A 17,391-nucleotide genomic window follows, 5' to 3' on the forward strand; every position below is an offset into this window, starting at 1 on the left:
AATGTCAGAGCGGCCGTCTCATCCGCTGGATGCCCTGTTGCGACCGAATTCGGTTGCTGTTGTGGGTGCGTCGGCACGCGTGGACAGCTTAGGCGACTGGGCGCTGCGCAATCTCCTTCGTGGCGGATACTCCGGCACTATCTACCCGGTAAATCCAGGCTATGAGGAGATAGCCGGGTTGCGTTGCTGGGCGACGCTCGCGGCGTTGCCAGAAGTGCCCGAGTTGGTCATTTTCGCCGTCAATGACCAGCGTGTCGAAGCGGTACTCGACGAAGCAATTGCCATCGGCGCAGCCGCCGCCGTCATCATGAGCACAATGATCCTCGACAACGACGCCGAACCGCCGTTGCGCGAACGCGTTCGGCGCAAGGTTCGGCGCGCCGGCATGTTGTTATGCGGCGGCAACGGCATGGGTTTCTACAATGTTCGGGACCACGTCTGGGCCTGCGGCTTTGACAGCAGCGAACACGAGGGTCCCGGCAAGATTGCGCTGATCAGCCACTCGGGTTCGGGCATGTCCGGACTGATCGACAGCGAAGCACGTCTGGCGATCAATCTCGCAGTTTCAACCGGCAACGAACTCGGCGTGACCATGGATCAGTACCTGGATTTCGCGCTGAACTTGCCGGAGACACGTGCGGTCGGCTTGTTTATTGAGACGGCGCGGAATCCGACCGGCTTTCGCGATGCGCTGGAGAAAGCGCAGGCGCGCAACATTCCCGTGGTTGCTCTGAAGGTGGGGCGTACCGAGAAAGCGGCGCAATTGACCGTTTCGCATTCCGGCGCTATGGCCGGCGACAGCGCAACCTACGATGCATTGTTCGACCGTTACGGCGTACACCAGGTGCGCGATATGGACGAGCTTGCGACTCTGCTCATCATGTTCGGCGAGTTGCACCCCCTCGGGCCCGGTGGCCTCGTTTCGCTGCACGACTCCGGTGGCGAGCGGCAGCTGATGGTGGATCTTGCTGATGCAGCGGGCGTCGAGCTGACAGCCTTGCAGGATTACACGGTTTCAGCACTGGAACAGGTCATCGATCCGGAGCTCCCAGCGGTCAATCCGCTGGACGCGTGGAGTCGTGGCGGCGAAAACGCCGCGCGGCAAATGCAGGACAGTTTCAGTTTGATGCTGCAGGATCACGGCGCGGCGATTGGCGTTGTCGCACATGACCGCGCACCGGATGGTGTCATCTACCAAAGCTATCTTCACTACCTGGAGTATGCACACGCGACCAGTGGCAAGCCCGTGGCGCTGGTTGCGGCACGTCAGGGCAGTGGCAGTGATCTGTCGGTTGTGGACGCTACCCGGCGGGGCTTCCCGGTGCTTGATGGCCTGCCGGCGTTTCTGCGCGGCGTCCGCGCACTGTTTGATCAGCGCGATTTTCAGTCCATGCCGAGCCAGTCGCAAACCATTAGCGTGTCGATCGATCTCGTCGCGCGCTGGCAGGCGGAATTGCGCAACAGTGCGGCGCTCAGTGAAGCTCGTTCACTGGCGTTGCTCGCCGAATTCGGCATTCCGGCGAATACTGGCAGGATCGTCAACGACCAGTCGGACCTGCCAGCAGTTGTCGCCGAACTTGGCTTTCCGCTGGTAGCCAAGACTGCCATGCCGGGCATTGCGCACAAGTCCGAACACGGTGGCGTGTTGCTGAACTTGCAGGATGAGAGAGCACTAACCGCCGCGTATGACAGTCTCGCCGCCACGTGCGGGCCTGTGGTCCTGGTTGCACCAATGCTCGGCGCCGGTGTCGAAATGATACTGGGCGCCCGCCGCGACCCGCAGTTCGGGCCGGTGGTCGTATTGGGCTTTGGCGGCATTCATGCCGAGTTGCTGAAGGATGTGGCGTTTGCGTTGCCGCCATTTAGTCCGGAGTGGGCGGAGCGTTGTCTAAGTCAGTTGAAGTTGAGACCGTTGCTGGACGGTGTGCGCGGCATGCCCGCTGCCAATATCGCCAGCTTTTGTGAAACTGCGTCGCGCTTCTCCGTACTGGTCCATGAGCTGCGTGACGTTTTGTTCGAGGCAGATGTTAATCCCCTTATTGTTAATGCCGACGGCTGCATTGCAGCGGATGCTTTGCTGGTTGGCGAAGGAAAGCAATCATGAGTATCGAAGCGCTCAAACAATACGGTTACACCGATTGGCAAAAGGCGGCGCAGCGTGAGATTGCGGCGCTGGAGACACGGCACTTTGTTGATGGGGAATTCGTCGACTCCCTCGAAGGTGGCCGTTTTGAAACGATTAATCCGGCGAACGGTACGGTACTTGCGAGCATGTCCGCCGCCGGTCCGAAAGATGTCGATCGAGCGGTGGCGGTTGCGCGAAAAGCCTTCCGTTCCGGGCACTGGTCGCGAATCGCGCCACGCGAGCGGATGGCTGTCATGTACCGGTTCGCGCGGCTGATTGAAGAGCATGCCGAGCGGCTCGCACTACTGGACACGCTGGATATGGGTAAGCCCATCGCCGATATGCTCGAAGTCGATATTCCATCCGTTGTGGACACAATCCAGTTCATGGCGGAGTACATCGACAAGATCGAAGGCAGTGTCACAAGTACCGAACACGACGTGACGCACTTCGTGTTGCGCGAACCACTCGGCGTCGTTGCCGCTATCTCGCCATGGAATTACCCGCTCTTGATGGCCGTCTGGAAGATTGCACCGGCATTGTCGGCGGGCAATACCGTCGTGTTGAAACCCGCCGAGCAGGCGCCGTTGTCCTGCCTGCGCCTCGCTGAGTTGTTTGTGGAGGCGGGCGGACCACCTGGTGTTTTTAACGTGATCAACGGTGTGGGCGAAATTACCGGCAAGGCACTGGCCCTGCACAACGACGTGGACAAGGTCACGTTCACGGGCTCGACCGAAGTGGGCAAGCTCATGCTGCAATACGCCGGTCAGTCCAATATGAAAAAAGTTTCGCTGGAGTGCGGCGGCAAGTCACCGCAGGTGTTCATGGCTGATCTGCCGGATCTGGACTCGGCGGTTGCGGCGGCTTACAACGGCATTTTCGCCAACATGGGCGAAGTCTGTAATGCGGGCTCGCGCTTGTTGGTAGAACAAAGTATTCACGAGGAATTCGTTGAGCGTTTCATCGCTGAAGGCAAGTCGGCTTACGTAGCCGGCGACCCGCTTGATCCGGATACCAGTCTTGGGCCGTTGGTTACTACCGAGGCGCAACAACGTGTGCTGTCGATGATCGCGGCGGGCAAGAAGGAAGGCGCACACCTGGCGTTTGGCGGTGATGTACCGGATTTCAATGGCAGCTACGTCAACCCAACTCTGTTCACCGGGGTTAGCAATAGAATGAGTATTGCTCGCCAGGAAATTTTCGGTCCGGTCGCTGCCATTATTCCGTTCACGGGGATTGACGAAGCCGTGCATATTGCCAATGACACGATGTATGGCCTTGCTGCGGGTGTCTGGACTCGTGACATCAGCAGGGCACATCGCTTGATCCGCGAGCTTGAGGCGGGCGTTATCTGGGTGAACTGTTTTGACGAGGGCGATATGACGCAGCCTTTCGGCGGCTACAAGCAGTCGGGCAATGCGCGTGACAAGTGTGTGGAGAGCCTGTTGTCCTATACACAAAGCAAATCGGCATGGATTCGGCACGGCTGAACTCTGAAGAGTGCGCCCGATCGAGGGTTTGATCTCCGCTAATCTTGTCGGGAATGCCTGCTGGCAGCGGCGTTAGACGGAATTCGTGGCAATCGCACCAGCGATGCTAGAATGCACTTCGTCCACTCTGTATGAAGGAACCGAAAATGAGAAGTACGAAATTGCGTTTGTGTGTTTTTGAACTGGTCTCAGTGGCGTTGCTTAGTCTCGGTTTTATGCAGATATCGCATGCAGGAATGGTCAGCACGCAAACGCTGATCGAACAGGAAGCAGGCGTTGAACGGTTGCAGAAAGTGGAAACTCTGATCGCGCGCGCGGATGTATCGAAGCAGCTCCTGGCACTGGGTGTTGATCCGGCGGATGTGCAACAGCGCGTCAGTATGCTGAGCGATGCGGACCTTGCTGATTTCGAGCAACGCCTTGATGCTGGTATGGCCGGCGGTAGCGCAATCGGTGTGATCGGCACAGTGTTCCTGGTGTTGCTGATACTGGAACTAGTCGGCGTTACCGATATCTTCAAGAAGATTTGACGCCGTACCCAAGGCGATGAGCCGTTATGCAAAGACCAGCCTCGCGCTGGTCTTTTTTTGTTGTTCGCTGCTGACCGGTTGTGCATCTACTCGGTTGCCGGCCATTGATACCGTGGCGATTGGCACGGTACCCGAACTGACCGAGACGCCGTTTCATCCCCAGGCGCTCTATCAGTGCGGCCCGGCAGCGTTACTAACCTTGCTCGATCACAGTGGTGTCGCAACGGACATGGACACGCTGGTCCGTCAGGTCTACCTGCCGGGTCGGGAAGGCAGTCTTCAGCCCGAGCTGCTGGCAGCTACCCGCGCGGCCGAGCGGGTGCCCTATCGTGTCGACGGCACTATTGAAGCATTGGCTGCCGAAGTTCGCGCCGGACGACCTGTCCTGGTGCTGCAGAACCTTGGCGTTAGCTGGTTGCCGCGCTGGCACTACGCGGTGGTTATCGGAGTGGATGCACTAAACGGACAGGTCGTGTTGCGTTCGGGTGTCGATGCGCGCCGGGTTACAAAGCTGACAACCTTCATGCGAACCTGGCGGCGCAGTGACTACTGGGGAATGGTTGCTCTGCGTGCCGATGAACTGCCGGTCGATGTTGACCGCGGTCGCTGGTTCAGTTCGTTATCAGCGCTGGAACAAACGGGCCGGCATGAAACCGCGTTGCGGGCGTGGAAAACTGCGGTCGATCGCTGGCCTGATAGTGCGGTCAGTTGGTTCGGTTTGGCAAACAGCCACTATGTGTTGCAGGACTGGCCGGCCGCCGAACAAGGCTACCGTCGCCTGCTGCGTCTGCAGCCATCGCTTGCCGTAGCACGCAACAATCTTGCCTTGGCGTTAATGCAGCAACGCCGTTTTGCAGAAGCCGAGCAGGAAGCAGTGCTGGCGCTGGAAAATTCAGGCGACGATGCAGAGCTGCAGGCTGAGGTTGAGCGAACGCTGACCGAAATCCGCGATACGAAAACCCGCAACGAACAGACCCGCACGATTCTGCATTAACCTGCCTGGCAGCGCTGCCGGGCACATTGCATGACACGGGGGAGACGGTATCCTGATGATGACCGTCCATCAGCCGTTGCAATGTTGGCACCGAACTTTTTTCCTGCAGCTCGCCGGCGGCAACCAAACACAGGTAGTTTCATGAACACTGTCAATTCTGTCTTACTCGCGATTGTTACCTCGGCGACGACCGTTGCGCTGTTATCTTTCGTGGTGCGCTACTACCTGAAGAGAGCAGTGGACCTCCGTTTCAAACCGCTGGAAGACAAGTTGCAGCTCGAATTCGAGGAACGCCGGCGACTTAATGAAGTCCTGCTCGATCAACGGCTGGGCATCTACCCGGAAATTCTTGAAATCATCTACCGCTTGCGGAAGATGCTTGAGCACGGACTGGAACAGCCCTCAGCAAATCTGTGGCACGACGACATCGCCGTACTATGTCACCACCTGACCGAAAACCTGTTCCGCTGGAGAGCGTTTGTGCCCGACGACGTTTTCAGAGACCTGCACGAGTTCAAGCGCCTGTGTCAGGACGTCACCTTGCTACTCGATGTTCTGACCCGGAAAGAGCACAGCAGCGACAAGGCAGCGTATCAGGAGCGGTTGCCGGAGTTGCGTGCAAAAATTGATCGGGCGAAACAGCTCTATCCCGTCATTCAGAGCGCCTTGTCGTTCAATCCGGCCAGCCGATGATCAAACAAACCGTTGTTGTTTCGGACCGATTGGGCATCCATGCCCGGCCAAGCGCGCGCATCGCGCGCATTGCCAGCCAGTTCCACTCGAAAATTGAGATTGCCAAGGGTGAACACCGTGCGGATGCGTCATCGACGCTCGCGATCATGATGCTTGCGATGGAGTCAGGAGCGACTGTTGAGGTCGGCGCCGAGGGGCCGGATGAGGAGGAGGCGCTTGCGGCGGTGGTTGCACTTTTTGAGCGCGAATAACCCGTTCAGTTCTGACCGGAATTCTTGTCGGGCTAAAGTACCGGCTCAAAATAGCTGTGCGCAACTGCAGTAACGTCACGCGTTGCTGCTCCGCTCATTACGCGATACTCGTTTTCTTGTGGAGACGTTGCTGTAACGCCGACGAGCTGTTCAGAACAGCAGGGCCATACGAAGGTCCAGAGTCTTGCCGCCAACGGTCAGGTCCCGGGCGGTCTGCGTCTCAGACCATTTCCAGTTCATTGTGAGTTCGGGGTGGGAGAAGGGCAGTTGTCGTGCGACAAAACCGGAAAGATCGAGGTTTAGCCGAAAGCTGTCCTGATGTCGCCCAAACTCCGGGGCGAACCAAAGCGGATTGGCGCCCTGCAACCAGCTGGCGGTTACGCTTGCATATTCCTGCTTCCATTTAAGGGATGTTTTGGCGACCCATTGTGCATCGGTGAGGCCATCATCGAGCGTTAACAACGGTGAGGTTACGTGGGCGAATTCCCGCCTCCGCATAGCAATGCGTGTCGACGCGCTTAACGGGCCGAAGTCCAGTGTGTGGCCGAGCCCAAGTTCATAACTCTTCATCAAGTCGACCCGTTCGATGGTTGTTCCGGGTTCGGGTCGAATGACCGATAAAGACGCAGTGCTTTCCCTACCCGGTGCGGCCCATACATAGCCGAAGCCCCAGGTCCTGGCCTGCAATCCTGCGTAGGCCGTATGTTGTTCGACGACCGTGCAGCGATTGCTTGCAATAGTGATTTTCCGCGAATATCCCGCTTGTTCCGACAATGGCAGGCGCAGCGTTCCCTGCAAATCACAGTTGAGCGCCGATGTGCGCTCATAGGAAGAGCCTTCGCCCTTCCACTGCAGTGCTACTTCGGCGGCACCCGGTGCCCAGCGGATGTTCGCGCTGCGCTCGCGATTCACCCGAAACCCGTCGACCGCCCACTGGTTTTTTGTCTTGCTGGCAAAGCCCATCAGCAGCGGTGCGCCGGCGACTTCCGGCAACTTGAGTTTTACATTCTGTCCTGCACGTTGATTGCCAAAACGTTTAGGTGCACTTTTCGGCAGACCAAGCTGACTGTTGGAGCTGAGTATCGCCCCTGGCTCGAAAGCGTATTCTGCTTCGTACTCGAGCCAGTCAGCATCGATACTGACATTGGCACGACTGGTGAAGAATGCGGCATCGCCGGGACGTTGCTGCTGGAATGGCAGGGCACCATTGACCTTCATTGCCACGCTCTCTCGGTTGCTGCTCCGCTCAGTGCTGGACGCTGACCGTTGATCACTGCGTTCGGACACCGAGCTGCAGCCGGCCGACAACATGACTATCAGGAGAGGTAGAAGCCTTCGATGGGTATTGAGCAAGCGCAGTCCCTTACGTCGTGCTGTAGCGTTCATCCGGATTCGCTGCGAGCAGAGACTCTAACAACTCGAGAATAGTTTTGAAACCCATTCAAATTTATCAATATTCGTGTGTGAAAATCGTCTCCTGTAACTAGCGCGAGAATATTCCGGAATGCGTACAAGAGGATGCTCGGGATTGCCGGGTTCTGCAGTTCTTGATACGAGACAGGTTGCCTGCCGCCTTTTCGGGTGCTTAATCGAGCGGGGGGGTGTTCGTTGTCGGCAGAAAAGTTGAATTGTGACGGCCAGCGCATGGAGCCGTCAGCCGGATGGCGTTAGTATCCGGGATCCCTCAAGGAGACCGACGTCCATGCGAGCAACTCTGGCCACCGCCATGCTGATTCTGTTCGGCACCACGCATGCTGTGGCGGCTGACCGTGTGCCGGCCTGGTTGCTGGAATTGCCCGCCAGTGTCGGAGAAATTCTGATTGCAAACGCGGACGATGCCTCGCTTTACCGTTTCGAGAACAATGGCCACGGTATTGTGCAGCTGGATGAACGCTACATGTCGATTGGCCGCAACGGCGTTGGTAAACAGCGTGCGTGGGACCGCAAGACGCCGCTCGGCATCTATTTCATTACCGAAGAGCTGGATACCAGTCGGTTACATGACAAGTACGGCGACGCAGCCTTCGTGCTTGATTACCCAAACGCCTGGGATCGCTACCTGAAGCGCACCGGCGACGGCATCTGGCTCCACGGTGTTGATCGTAACGATCCCGAACGGCCGCCACTCGATACCGATGGGTGCCTCGCTTTACCGAATGAAGAGATCGTGCGTATTGCTGGCGATCTGCAACCATTGGTCACTCCGGTCATCGTCGCTCGTGAGCTGCAATGGGCGCCTGCGAGCGATATCGCAGAGACACGCGCGGAATTTCGCCGTGCCCTGGCACGGTGGCAAACGAGTATCAATGAAGGTGATGTGGCCGCGTATCTGTCACTTTACTCGGCCGATTTTCGGCAGCAGGACATGGACAAGAATGACTGGTCGACCTGGTGGGCCAACGTGTTTGCGGCGCGCGGCGACTCCGCTGTCACTCTGCGCGATGTAATGTTGCTGGCCGATCCGGAGGAGGCAGGTCTGTACCTCAGCCGTTTCACGCAAGTCATGGTGTATGACGGCCGGGAAGTGCTCACGCAAAAGCGTTTGTACTGGCGTCGCAACGACGCACAGAACTGGCAGATCGTGACGGAAGATCACGGCTAGTCATCTGCCGAACAGGAGCCTGTCCGGCAGATGACCGTGGGTTCTTAGCGGATGGATTCCCGCTCGATGAGTTCGTCGATGACTTTGATCAGGTTGGGGTAGCCACCAGCTTCCCCTGCACCCGTGCGGTACTTGCCATTGACAACGACTGCCGGCACACCGGTGATGCCGTAACGGCGGCCGAGATCCTCGGCAACGCGCATTTTCTGCGCGACTTCGAAGGACTTCCACGTGCTGCTGAAGTCTTCGGCACTGACACCAAAGCGCTCGAACAAGGCTTGAATCGTGCCTTCTGAGGTCAGGCGGTTGCCACGCTGGTGATACTCGCGAAATACGGTGGCACGGAACTCTTCAGGATCAGCGAGCTTGCCGTTCTTGGCCAGTACTTCTTCGGTGTAGTAGAGCTGCGCGTGCAGTTTGACCAGCGGGTTCCACATGGCCGGTATCCGTACGAACCGTGAGTTCGCCGGTTTGCCCTGCGCCCATTGATTGATGATCGGCTCGAAGTCGTAGCAATGATTGCAGCCGTACCAAAAAATTTCGGCCACTTCGATTTTATCGGCACCACCGACCGTCGGTTGGGTAGGGACCAGGCGGAAGTACTGCTGACCTTCCTTGAATTGCCAGTCACGGGCTGCCGACGTATCGGCCTGAGCCAACAGCAGCGGCACGTCATCCGTGTTCTGGTCTTCGGCTTCTTCCGCTGACGATTCCTCAACCAGCGTCGGGGGCAGCTTTTCGTCAGCCACGGGTGGCTCGATTACGGCGGGCGCTTCCTGCACCACGTCGTCGCGCGACGTGTCTACTGTGGCATTACTGGCCGGGCCCGCCTGTTCCGAACCGCAGCCACTCAAAATCAGGGCCAATACAAACGCGTGGACATGCAAATACTTCATTGGGTAACTCCGACGATAATGCTCATTCTGACCGGGTAGAACGGTAAAAGGTTCAGGGCCTTACTCGCCCGCTGTAACGCCGCCACGTAAGCCTTGGACATAAGCGGAGACGGCCTTGATGTCATCATCACTCAGTCGCGCGGCCACATCGCGCATAACGCGGGTTACACCATCAGATTTTCGTGCGCCACTGGCGTAATCGTGGAGTTGCTTGGCGGTATACACCGCGTACTGTCCACGAATCGACGGGTAAGAGGCCGCTGGATTGCCTTTGCCGGTCGGGCCGTGACACGCGATGCAGGCCGAGGCAGAAGACTCCTGATCGCCGCCGCGGTACAGCGCCTCACCCTTGCTCACCAGGCTGGCATCCGCTACGGCACGGCTGGCCGGACGTTGTTCCGAGTAGTACACCGCGAGATTATTCATGTCTTCGTCGGACAGCATCATCGCTTGCCCGGTCATCAGCGCATCGGCTCGCTCGCCGCGCTTGAATGCCTGCAACTGCTTGACGATGTAACTGGCATGTTGACCGGCGATGCTGGGCCACGCTGGATTGACACTGTTGCCATCCGCGCCATGGCAGGCCGCGCAGGTTATTGACTTGTCCTTGCCGGCGTCAGCCGAGCCCTCAACGATGCCATCGGCGCTGGCCGTAGAGGACAGCAAGGTCGCGACGAGCGCAAAAGCAGCAAACTTCAGATTCATATCGTGATCCGTACTCTGCGGCCGACAGTCACTATTCGCTGCCGAACGCGGTTTTTGAAGAAAATCTTCCGATGGTGTCAGTGCCGGAATGCCGTGGCTTGTTGCCGCCCCGCCTAATAGTCGTCAGACTAGGCACGCCGAATCACTGATCTCAGAAGGCCCCAAATTATACACACATCGGGGCGGTATCCCATGTCGCAATACCCCGATGCACATTTCCTGACGAGCGCAAATGCTCCCTCCCAGTTCGTGGCTGATTCCGGCTGCGAAGTGGCGGTCGCCGGCCGCTCGAATGCCGGAAAATCCAGTGCGATCAATGTGATCGTCAACCGCCGCCAGTTCGCCCGGACCAGCAAGACCCCCGGACGCACCCAGCTGATCAATTTCTTTTCACTGCGCGAAGAGGCCAGGCTTGTGGATTTGCCCGGTTACGGCTTTGCCAAGGTGACGGCAAGCACCCGGGCGCATTGGGGCCAGTTGATCCAGCAGTACTTCGAGCAGCGCAAAAGCCTGCAAGGCCTGTTGCTGGTCGTCGATATCCGGCGTGGCCTGACTGATTTCGATCAGCAGTTGCTGTCATTGTGCCACTCGGTTGAGGTGCCGGTGCACGTCCTGCTCACCAAATGCGACAAGCTGAAGCGTGGTCAGGCGGCCAACGCGTTGCTGACGGTTCGCCGCGAGCTGGCCGATACGGCCACCGTGCAGCTGTTTTCCGCCCTCAAACGCACGGGTCTTGATGACGCGCGCGAGCAACTCGGCGTTTTCCTGCAAGAGCCGCGGAACCGCAGCGAGCCCGCATAAAAAAAACCCGGAATGCCGTTGATGGCATCCGGGGTTAAGTAATGCAACTGGCTTGGGGCAGCCGAATTGCTTGCCTGAGTAGGGAGATAAACAGGCGAGTGAAATACCACTCGGGAATTTGGAACAACGCGCTGGCGAAGAGTTCCCTTATCTCCTAAGTATCTGATAAACAAATACTATCGGCCTAATGAGCCTCGTCCCAGTTGAGTCCCTGGCCAACCTCAACAAGCAACGGCACCGCGAGGTCGGCGGCATTGCACATGAGCTCCGTAATGGTGCTGCTCAGCTCGTCCGCAGCGTCCGGGTCTATCTCAAACACCAGTTCATCGTGGACCTGCATGATCAGGCGCGCAGGCGGCTTGTCTTTCTGCAGCCAGGCGAACACGTCAATCATGGCTTTCTTGATGATGTCGGCGGCCGTGCCTTGCATTGGTGCGTTGATGGCGCTGCGTTCGGCGTACTGACGACGCTGCGCATTGCGATCGTTGATTTGCGGCAGGTACAGCCGGCGGCCGAACAGGGTTTCGACATAGCCCGCCTGGCGGGCCTGTTCGCGGATATTGTCCATGTAGGCTTTGACGCCGGGGTAGCGATCAAAATAGAGATCGACGTATTCCTGCGCCTCGCCGCGAGACGTACCCAGCTGCTTCGCGAGCCCGAAGGCCGACATGCCGTACATCAGGCCGAAGTTGATGGCTTTCGCGGAACGACGCTGATTGGTGGTGACCTCGTTAATCGGTACCCCAAACACTTCCGCCGCTGTTGCCTGATGCACGTCGCGTTCTTCATTAAATGCGTCCAGCAGGCCGGCGTCCCCTGACAGGTGCGCCATGATGCGCAGTTCGATTTGCGAATAGTCGGCGGCCAGCAGGATTTTGCCCTCAGGGGCGACGAAGGCTTTGCGGATACGTCGGCCTTCCTCGCTGCGAATCGGAATGTTCTGCAAATTCGGATCGGTCGACGACAGGCGACCGGTGGCAGCGACGGCCTGGTGATAGGAGGTGTGTATTCGTCCGGAGGCTTCGTTGATCTGCAGCGGCAACTTGTCGGTGTACGTGCTTTTTAACTTGCTGACACTGCGGTACTCCAGAATGATCCGTGGCAAGTCGTAATCGTCGGCCAGTTCCGCGAGCACGTCTTCGGCTGTCGAAGGCTGGCCCTTCGGAGTCTTGCGTACGACCGGTAACGCCAGTTTCTCGAAAAGGATTTCCTGCAGTTGTTTCGGTGAGCCGAGATTGAACGGGCCGCCGGCCGCTTCGTGGGCTTCCGTTTCCAGCTTGGCCATGGTTTTGGCCAGTTCGCCGCTTTGCTTTTTCAGCATGCCGCGATCCACCAGTACGCCGGTCTCTTCCATTGCGATCAGTACCGGTACCAGTGGTTGCTCTATGGTCTTGTAAAGCGTTGAAAGAGATTCGATCTGGTCGAGTTCACTCTTTAGCTTCTGGTGCAGTCGCAGGGTTATGTCGGCGTCTTCGGCCGCATAGGGTGCAGCTTGCTCCAACGCAACCTGATTAAAAGTAATCTGCTTCGCGCCTTTGCCAGCGACATCTTCGTAATGAATCGTGTCGATGCCAAGGTAGTGGCGGCAGGTCGAATCCATGTCATGCCGGGTCGCGACGCTGTTCAGGACATAGGATTCCAGCATGGAATCGAACTGAATGCCGGCCAGTTGTATGCCGTAGCGGGCGAAAATGTGCGCATCGTACTTAAGGTGATGCCCCACTTTGTGTTTCGCCGGATCTTCCAGCCATGGCTGCATTGCTTTGAGCACGGCATCGCGTGACAACTGGTCCGGTGCGCCTGGGTAATCGTGGGCGATGGGGATGTAGGCGGCTTCGCCTTCCTTGACCGCCAGTGAAATACCGACGAGTTCGGCATTCATGTAATTGAGGCTGGTGGTTTCGGTATCGAGTGCGACCAGCTCTGCCGAAGTGATTTTTTTCAGCCATTGATCGAACGCGGCCTGCGTGAGGACGGTTTCGTACTGGCCTTCAACCGCCACAGGCTCAGCGGTAGCGATCTCTTCGGCATCTCCGCTCTCGAGGAGCTGACGCAACAAGGTGCGCAGTTCGTAGTGTTCGTAAAAGGTCCGCAGGAAATCGTTGTCGGGTTGAGTTACGCGCAGCTCTTCCGGCGTTTCGGCCAGCTCGACGGTTTGCCGGATTGTCGCAAGCTGGCGCGACAGGTCCAGTTGCTCCAGATTATCGCGCAGGCTTTCGCCGACCTTACCGCCGATCTCATCGGCGCGGGCGATCAGCGTGTCGATATCGTTGTATTCATTCAGCCATTTGGCGGCGGTCTTCGGGCCTACCTTCGGCACGCCCGGAATGTTATCGGACTTGTCACCGACCAGCGCGAGGTAGTCAATAATCTGTTCCGGCCAGACGTCGAACTTTTTCTTTACGCCATCGCGGTCCATATAGGTGTCGGTCATGGTGTTGACCAGCGTCACCTGTTCATTGACGAGCTGCGCCATGTCCTTGTCGCCGGTGGATACCAGCACCTGCATGCCGGCCGCGCTGGCTGTTCGGCACAGGGTTCCGATCACGTCGTCGGCTTCGACACCTTCGATGCGTAGCAACGGCAAGCCAAGCGCCGGCACAACATCGAGCAATGGCCCTACCTGTGCTCGCAATTCGTCCGGCATGGGTGGGCGATTGGATTTGTACTCTTCAAACAACTCATCGCGAAAGGTCTTGCCCGGAGCGTCAAACACCACGGCGACATAGTGACTCTCGTGTTCGCGCAGCAGCTTGATCAGCATGTTCAGCACGCCGTGCAACGCGCCAGTCGGTTCGCCTTTCGCTGTTGTCAGCGGCGGCAGTGCATGAAATGCGCGGTACAGGTACGACGACCCGTCCACGAGTACGAGTTTTTTCTGGCTCATGGTTTGCCTGTCTTCAGGGTTGCTGTTTGTTTTGCTCTTCCTGATCGTCTTCGTCAGGAACAGTGCTGTCGTTGGTGGTTGGCACTTCCGAGCGGACCTGGTCCGGGTCGCCGGGTAAGTACAACGGCCCTTTCTGGCCGCAGCCGGACAGGGCAAGCGCGGCCAGCAGGAGGCCGGCCAAAGAGCGAGTGAAATTCATGAGCGTCCACCGATTTAGAGTAGACGCATGGTATACCAGATCGAAATGCCGGTTCCCGCTTGTGGCGTGATTTCAGTCCGGCTGTCTGTTCCCGCCATACTGCGCGGCAACCCGTCGGTAAGCGTCTCGGAAGGGTATGCCTTCGTTCGCAACCAGCGCGTATGCGCGTTCGGCGGCATACAGTCCGTCGTCAAGGCGGATGTTCTCGGGCCTGAATTCCATGCGCGAAATCAGGTAAGCCATGATGTCGACACTTTCTATCGTGAGATCGATGCCGCGGAACAAGGGTGCCTTGATGCGTTGTGCGTCGCGCTGGAAGCCGGACGGCAATTTGGCAACGATCATCAGGCATTCCTGCAGGCTGGCCTGCACGGTTGCGGTTGCGCCGCGCACCAGCTCCAGGACATCCGGGTTGCGCTTCTGCGGCATGATTGACGAGCCGGTGGTAACGTCGTCAGCCAAAGCGACATAGCCGAATTCCTGGGTGTAGAACATCAGCAGATCACTGGCGAGACGGCCGAGGTCCTGCATCAGCAAAGTCAGCTCAAACAACAGCCCGGCTTCGGCTTTGCCGCGCGACAGTTGCACGGCCGTTACGGGTGTTTGGGTGACATCGAAGCCGAGTTTCCTGGTGGTCGCGTCCCGATCGAGATTGAGTCCGGGCGTGCCGTAACCGGCGGCACTGCCCAGTGGGTTCTTGGCCATGCGGCGGCGACTGCTGTCCAGACCGTCCAGAGCATCGGCGAACGCTTCGGCGAAACCGCCTGCCCACCAGGCGACCGTGGAGGGCATGGCCTGTTGCATGTGGGTATAACCGGGCAGGGTCACGTCACCCTGACGTTGTTCAAGATCGGCCAGTGATTTGTTCAGGCCCTGCACGCTGCTCTTCACGGCATTGGTCGCATCGAGCAGGTACAGCCGCAACGCGGTCAGAACTTGATCATTGCGCGATCGACCCAGGTGCAAGCGGCCACCGGCTGCGCCAATATTTTGCGTCAGACGGGTTTCGAGTGCCGTGTGCACGTCCTCATCAGCCAACTCAATGTGCCAGTTGCCTGCGGCGTGTTGCGCACCAAGTTCAACGAGGCCTGCACAAATCGCGTTGCAATCCGCATCGCTCAGCAGGCCTTGTTGATTGAGCATCTCGGCATGCGCGACTGAGCCCTGAACGTCGTAGTCGACCAGTCTGGCGTCGAGCACGTGATCCTCACCGGCTGTGTACCGCAGCACACGCTCATCAAGCGGCAGTCCTTTTTCCCATAAGCGACTCATGCTTTATCCTCGGCAGCGCTTTGTTCGGCCGGCGTCAACGCGCCTATGTCATCGACGACCAGCGTACCGGTGCCTTCGTTGGTGAACACTTCCAGCAAGAGGCTGTCCGGCATTTTGTAGGAAATGATGTGCACGCGGCTGACACCGTTGGCAATGGCGGCATCGATGGCGGCTGCTTTCGGCAGCATGCCGTCGGCGAGGTGGCCGTCGTCGCCCAGTTTGCGCAAGCCCGCCCGGTCGATATAAGAGATGAGTGACTGCGGGTCGTTGCGGTCCTTGAGGATGCCCGGCGCACCGGTGGCGAGTATCAGCTTTTCGGCTTTCAGCTCTGCGGCAATGGCGGCAGCAACCGTATCCGCGTTGATGTTCAGAATAGTGCCGGAGGAATCACAGGACAGCGGGCTGACGACGGGCATCAGGCCGTTATCCAGTTGTTTGCGCAGCACGTCCGCATCGACGGTGTCTATGTCGCCCACAAATCCGTAGTCAACGTCAGCGTGTCCCGCCTTCTGTACTGGCGGGCGGCGATGGGCACGAATCAAGCCGGCATCCACGCCGCTTATGCCAACGGCGGGAATCTCGAGATCGCGGCAGACAGCGAGTACCCGGGTGTTGATCTGGCCGTTCAAGACCATGGTGGCGACATCGAGTGACGGGCCATCAGTTACTCGTCGGCCATCGATGAACTTGGTGTCGAGGCCCAGCGCCTTCGCGAGCTCAGTTGATTGCGGTCCGCCGCCATGCACCATGACCACCTTGATACCCACCTGATAGAGGATGCCGACCTGCTCCATGATCGAGCGGGTCGTGGCTGCGTCCGCGAATATCTCTCCACCGACTTTCAGGACAAATACCTTGCCCTTGAACAAACGGATATACGGTGCCGCATGTTTCAGTGCGGAGACGACGACAGCGCGGTCGCGATTCAAGCTCATTTCGAACCTCCGAGCATTTGGTGCAGTACAGCCATCTGCGCCAGCATGCGATTGCGTGCTTCGTGGATGACAACGCTACGCGGTCCGTCGAGCACGGCCTCGCTGACCACCACGCCACGGCGTACGGGCAGGCAATGCATGAAGCGGCAGTCATCGCGCGCGGGTTCAAACCAGGGCTCATCGACGCACCAGTTGTCGAGGCCACGACGCAATGCTTCGTCTCCGGCACGATCGCCATAGTGCTTGGTTGATGACCATGACTTGGCGTAGATGACATGGGCGCCCTGCATCGCCGACTGCCGGTCATCGGTCTCGGTGACGGAGCCACCGGATGCGGCTGCCGCGGATCGGGCTTTGTCCATGATGCTTGCCGGAAGTTCGAAACCTTCCGGGCGCAGGACAGTGACGTCCATGCCACGCATCGCAGCCATGTGCACGGTGGTGGAAGGTACGGCGAGCGGCAGTGCTTTCGGGTGATACGCCCAGCTCAAAACGAATTTCCCGCCGTTTTCCGGAATGCCGAGATCGTCCATCGTTTTCCAGTCTGCAAGGCTCTGGCAAGGATGGTTCATCGCCGATTCCATGTTGATGTAGGGCTTGTTGGCAAGCTTCGTTAACGCAGAAAACTCTGTTTCAGCGAGGTCCGCTTCCAGGCTGCGACGCTCGGCGAACGCGCGTATGCCAATGGCATCGCCATAGGACGCAATCACCGGTACGGCTTCACGAATGTGCTCGGCGGCCGTGCCATCCATGACAATACCCGGCCGCGTTTCGAGGCCGTGGATCGACATGTCCGGCGAGATGACAAACGAACCGCCACCAAGCCGGACCATGGCCGCCTGGAACGATGCCAGCGTGCGCAAGGACGGGCTGAGGAATAGCAGCGACAGGACCTTGCCACGCAGCGCCTCGGGTTCAGGCGAGTGGTCGAGGCGGGTTGCCAGCTCAATCAGACTGGCGATGTCTTCCCGGGCAAAGTCGGCGAGGTCGTTGAACGCTTTCATGGGTAAT

Annotated in this window: 16 protein-coding genes; 8 read left to right on the forward strand and 8 right to left on the reverse strand. The window is 58.5% G+C overall.

Features of this window, described 5'->3' with window-relative positions:
* Nucleotide 1: 1 nt before the first annotated feature.
* The 6 genes from AC0L8N_RS10975 to AC0L8N_RS11000 all read left to right on the forward strand — a co-directional run bounded on the left by AC0L8N_RS10975 (nt 2) and on the right by AC0L8N_RS11000 (nt 6,083).
* Nucleotides 2–2,104, forward strand: a complete 2,103-nt coding sequence (locus AC0L8N_RS10975; protein ID WP_473667695.1) for an acetate--CoA ligase family protein — start codon at nt 2–4, stop codon at nt 2,102–2,104.
* On the forward strand, nt 2,101–3,615 hold the full coding sequence (locus AC0L8N_RS10980) for an aldehyde dehydrogenase (protein ID WP_473667696.1): 1,515 nt from the start codon (nt 2,101–2,103) through the stop codon (nt 3,613–3,615). The genes AC0L8N_RS10975 and AC0L8N_RS10980 overlap by 4 nt, the downstream gene beginning before the upstream one ends.
* Before the next feature lie 146 nt (nt 3,616–3,761).
* Nucleotides 3,762–4,145 carry a PA2779 family protein gene (locus AC0L8N_RS10985; protein ID WP_473667697.1) on the forward strand — a complete coding sequence of 128 codons (384 nt, stop codon included), beginning with the start codon at nt 3,762–3,764 and terminating at the stop codon, nt 4,143–4,145.
* Between the two features lie 16 nt (nt 4,146–4,161).
* A complete protein-coding gene (locus tag AC0L8N_RS10990) occupies nt 4,162–5,139 on the forward strand; it encodes a PA2778 family cysteine peptidase (protein WP_473667698.1) in 978 nt (325 codons plus the stop codon).
* Nucleotides 5,140–5,280: 141 nt separating this feature from the next.
* The gene (locus AC0L8N_RS10995) at nt 5,281–5,832 is read left to right on the forward strand and encodes a hypothetical protein (protein ID WP_473667699.1); all 552 of its coding nucleotides are present in this window, start codon (nt 5,281–5,283) and stop codon (nt 5,830–5,832) included.
* On the forward strand, nt 5,829–6,083 hold the full coding sequence (locus tag AC0L8N_RS11000; protein WP_473667700.1) for an HPr family phosphocarrier protein: 255 nt from the start codon (nt 5,829–5,831) through the stop codon (nt 6,081–6,083). The genes AC0L8N_RS10995 and AC0L8N_RS11000 overlap by 4 nt, the downstream gene beginning before the upstream one ends.
* Nucleotides 6,084–6,233: 150 nt before the next feature.
* Here AC0L8N_RS11000 and AC0L8N_RS11005 read toward each other — a convergent pair whose 3' ends face one another.
* Nucleotides 6,234–7,301 carry a hypothetical protein gene (locus AC0L8N_RS11005; protein ID WP_473667701.1) on the reverse strand — a complete coding sequence of 356 codons (1,068 nt, stop codon included), beginning with the start codon at nt 7,299–7,301 and terminating at the stop codon, nt 6,234–6,236.
* 484 nt (nt 7,302–7,785) lie between these two features.
* Here AC0L8N_RS11005 and AC0L8N_RS11010 point away from each other — a divergent pair, with 484 nt between their 5' ends.
* Nucleotides 7,786–8,685 carry a L,D-transpeptidase family protein gene (locus AC0L8N_RS11010; RefSeq protein WP_473667702.1) on the forward strand — a complete coding sequence of 300 codons (900 nt, stop codon included), beginning with the start codon at nt 7,786–7,788 and terminating at the stop codon, nt 8,683–8,685.
* Between the two features lie 44 nt (nt 8,686–8,729).
* Here the strand turns inward: AC0L8N_RS11010 and AC0L8N_RS11015 are convergent, their stop codons facing one another.
* The gene (locus tag AC0L8N_RS11015) at nt 8,730–9,581 is read right to left on the reverse strand and encodes a thiol:disulfide interchange protein DsbA/DsbL (RefSeq protein ID WP_473667703.1); all 852 of its coding nucleotides are present in this window, start codon (nt 9,579–9,581) and stop codon (nt 8,730–8,732) included.
* 60 nt (nt 9,582–9,641) lie between these two features.
* A complete protein-coding gene (locus AC0L8N_RS11020; protein WP_473667704.1) occupies nt 9,642–10,286 on the reverse strand; it encodes a c-type cytochrome in 645 nt (214 codons plus the stop codon).
* Nucleotides 10,287–10,478: 192 nt separating this feature from the next.
* Between AC0L8N_RS11020 and yihA the strand changes: the two genes are divergently transcribed.
* Nucleotides 10,479–11,087 (forward strand): ribosome biogenesis GTP-binding protein YihA/YsxC, encoded by a 609-nt coding sequence (yihA, locus tag AC0L8N_RS11025; RefSeq protein WP_473667705.1) that lies wholly within the window; start codon nt 10,479–10,481, stop codon nt 11,085–11,087.
* A 184-nt stretch (nt 11,088–11,271) separates the two neighbouring features.
* On the opposite strand, the gene polA is transcribed toward yihA, so the two are convergent.
* The 5 genes from polA to AC0L8N_RS11050 all read right to left on the reverse strand — a co-directional run bounded on the left by polA (nt 11,272) and on the right by AC0L8N_RS11050 (nt 17,384).
* The gene (polA, locus tag AC0L8N_RS11030; RefSeq protein WP_473667706.1) at nt 11,272–13,974 is read right to left on the reverse strand and encodes a DNA polymerase I; all 2,703 of its coding nucleotides are present in this window, start codon (nt 13,972–13,974) and stop codon (nt 11,272–11,274) included.
* Nucleotides 13,975–13,987: 13 nt separating this feature from the next.
* Nucleotides 13,988–14,173 (reverse strand): LPS translocon maturation chaperone LptM, encoded by a 186-nt coding sequence (gene lptM / locus AC0L8N_RS11035; RefSeq protein ID WP_473667707.1) that lies wholly within the window; start codon nt 14,171–14,173, stop codon nt 13,988–13,990.
* A gap of 72 nt (nt 14,174–14,245) precedes the next feature.
* The gene (argH, locus tag AC0L8N_RS11040) at nt 14,246–15,445 is read right to left on the reverse strand and encodes an argininosuccinate lyase (RefSeq protein ID WP_473667708.1); all 1,200 of its coding nucleotides are present in this window, start codon (nt 15,443–15,445) and stop codon (nt 14,246–14,248) included.
* Complete coding sequence (gene argB, locus AC0L8N_RS11045) at nt 15,442–16,380, reverse strand: acetylglutamate kinase (protein ID WP_473667709.1); 939 nt, start codon at nt 16,378–16,380, stop codon at nt 15,442–15,444. Before argB ends, argH begins: the two co-directional genes overlap by 4 nt.
* Nucleotides 16,377–17,384 (reverse strand): N-acetylornithine carbamoyltransferase, encoded by a 1,008-nt coding sequence (locus tag AC0L8N_RS11050; protein WP_473667710.1) that lies wholly within the window; start codon nt 17,382–17,384, stop codon nt 16,377–16,379. The genes argB and AC0L8N_RS11050 overlap by 4 nt, the downstream gene beginning before the upstream one ends.
* Nucleotides 17,385–17,391: the final 7 nt, after the last annotated feature.

It is taken from the genome of Woeseia sp. D3-10, assembly GCF_055809415.1.

What these genes read in the sequence shown, in the direction of transcription:
- AC0L8N_RS11000 (WP_473667700.1), top strand. Translation starts at nt 5,829, where the DNA reads ATGATCAAACAAACCGTTGTTGTTTCGGACCGATTGGGCATCCATGCC.
- AC0L8N_RS11015 (WP_473667703.1), bottom strand. Translation starts at nt 9,581, where the DNA reads ATGAAGTATTTGCATGTCCACGCGTTTGTATTGGCCCTGATTTTGAGT.
- AC0L8N_RS10980 (WP_473667696.1), top strand. Translation starts at nt 2,101, where the DNA reads ATGAGTATCGAAGCGCTCAAACAATACGGTTACACCGATTGGCAAAAG.
- AC0L8N_RS10995 (WP_473667699.1), top strand. Translation starts at nt 5,281, where the DNA reads ATGAACACTGTCAATTCTGTCTTACTCGCGATTGTTACCTCGGCGACG.
- AC0L8N_RS11050 (WP_473667710.1), bottom strand. Translation starts at nt 17,384, where the DNA reads ATGAAAGCGTTCAACGACCTCGCCGACTTTGCCCGGGAAGACATCGCC.
- AC0L8N_RS10985 (WP_473667697.1), top strand. Translation starts at nt 3,762, where the DNA reads ATGAGAAGTACGAAATTGCGTTTGTGTGTTTTTGAACTGGTCTCAGTG.
- yihA (WP_473667705.1), top strand. Translation starts at nt 10,479, where the DNA reads ATGTCGCAATACCCCGATGCACATTTCCTGACGAGCGCAAATGCTCCC.
- AC0L8N_RS11020 (WP_473667704.1), bottom strand. Translation starts at nt 10,286, where the DNA reads ATGAATCTGAAGTTTGCTGCTTTTGCGCTCGTCGCGACCTTGCTGTCC.
- polA (WP_473667706.1), bottom strand. Translation starts at nt 13,974, where the DNA reads ATGAGCCAGAAAAAACTCGTACTCGTGGACGGGTCGTCGTACCTGTAC.
- argB (WP_473667709.1), bottom strand. Translation starts at nt 16,380, where the DNA reads ATGAGCTTGAATCGCGACCGCGCTGTCGTCGTCTCCGCACTGAAACAT.
- AC0L8N_RS11005 (WP_473667701.1), bottom strand. Translation starts at nt 7,301, where the DNA reads ATGAAGGTCAATGGTGCCCTGCCATTCCAGCAGCAACGTCCCGGCGAT.
- AC0L8N_RS10990 (WP_473667698.1), top strand. Translation starts at nt 4,162, where the DNA reads ATGAGCCGTTATGCAAAGACCAGCCTCGCGCTGGTCTTTTTTTGTTGT.
- AC0L8N_RS11010 (WP_473667702.1), top strand. Translation starts at nt 7,786, where the DNA reads ATGCGAGCAACTCTGGCCACCGCCATGCTGATTCTGTTCGGCACCACG.
- lptM (WP_473667707.1), bottom strand. Translation starts at nt 14,173, where the DNA reads ATGAATTTCACTCGCTCTTTGGCCGGCCTCCTGCTGGCCGCGCTTGCC.
- argH (WP_473667708.1), bottom strand. Translation starts at nt 15,445, where the DNA reads ATGAGTCGCTTATGGGAAAAAGGACTGCCGCTTGATGAGCGTGTGCTG.
- AC0L8N_RS10975 (WP_473667695.1), top strand. Translation starts at nt 2, where the DNA reads ATGTCAGAGCGGCCGTCTCATCCGCTGGATGCCCTGTTGCGACCGAAT.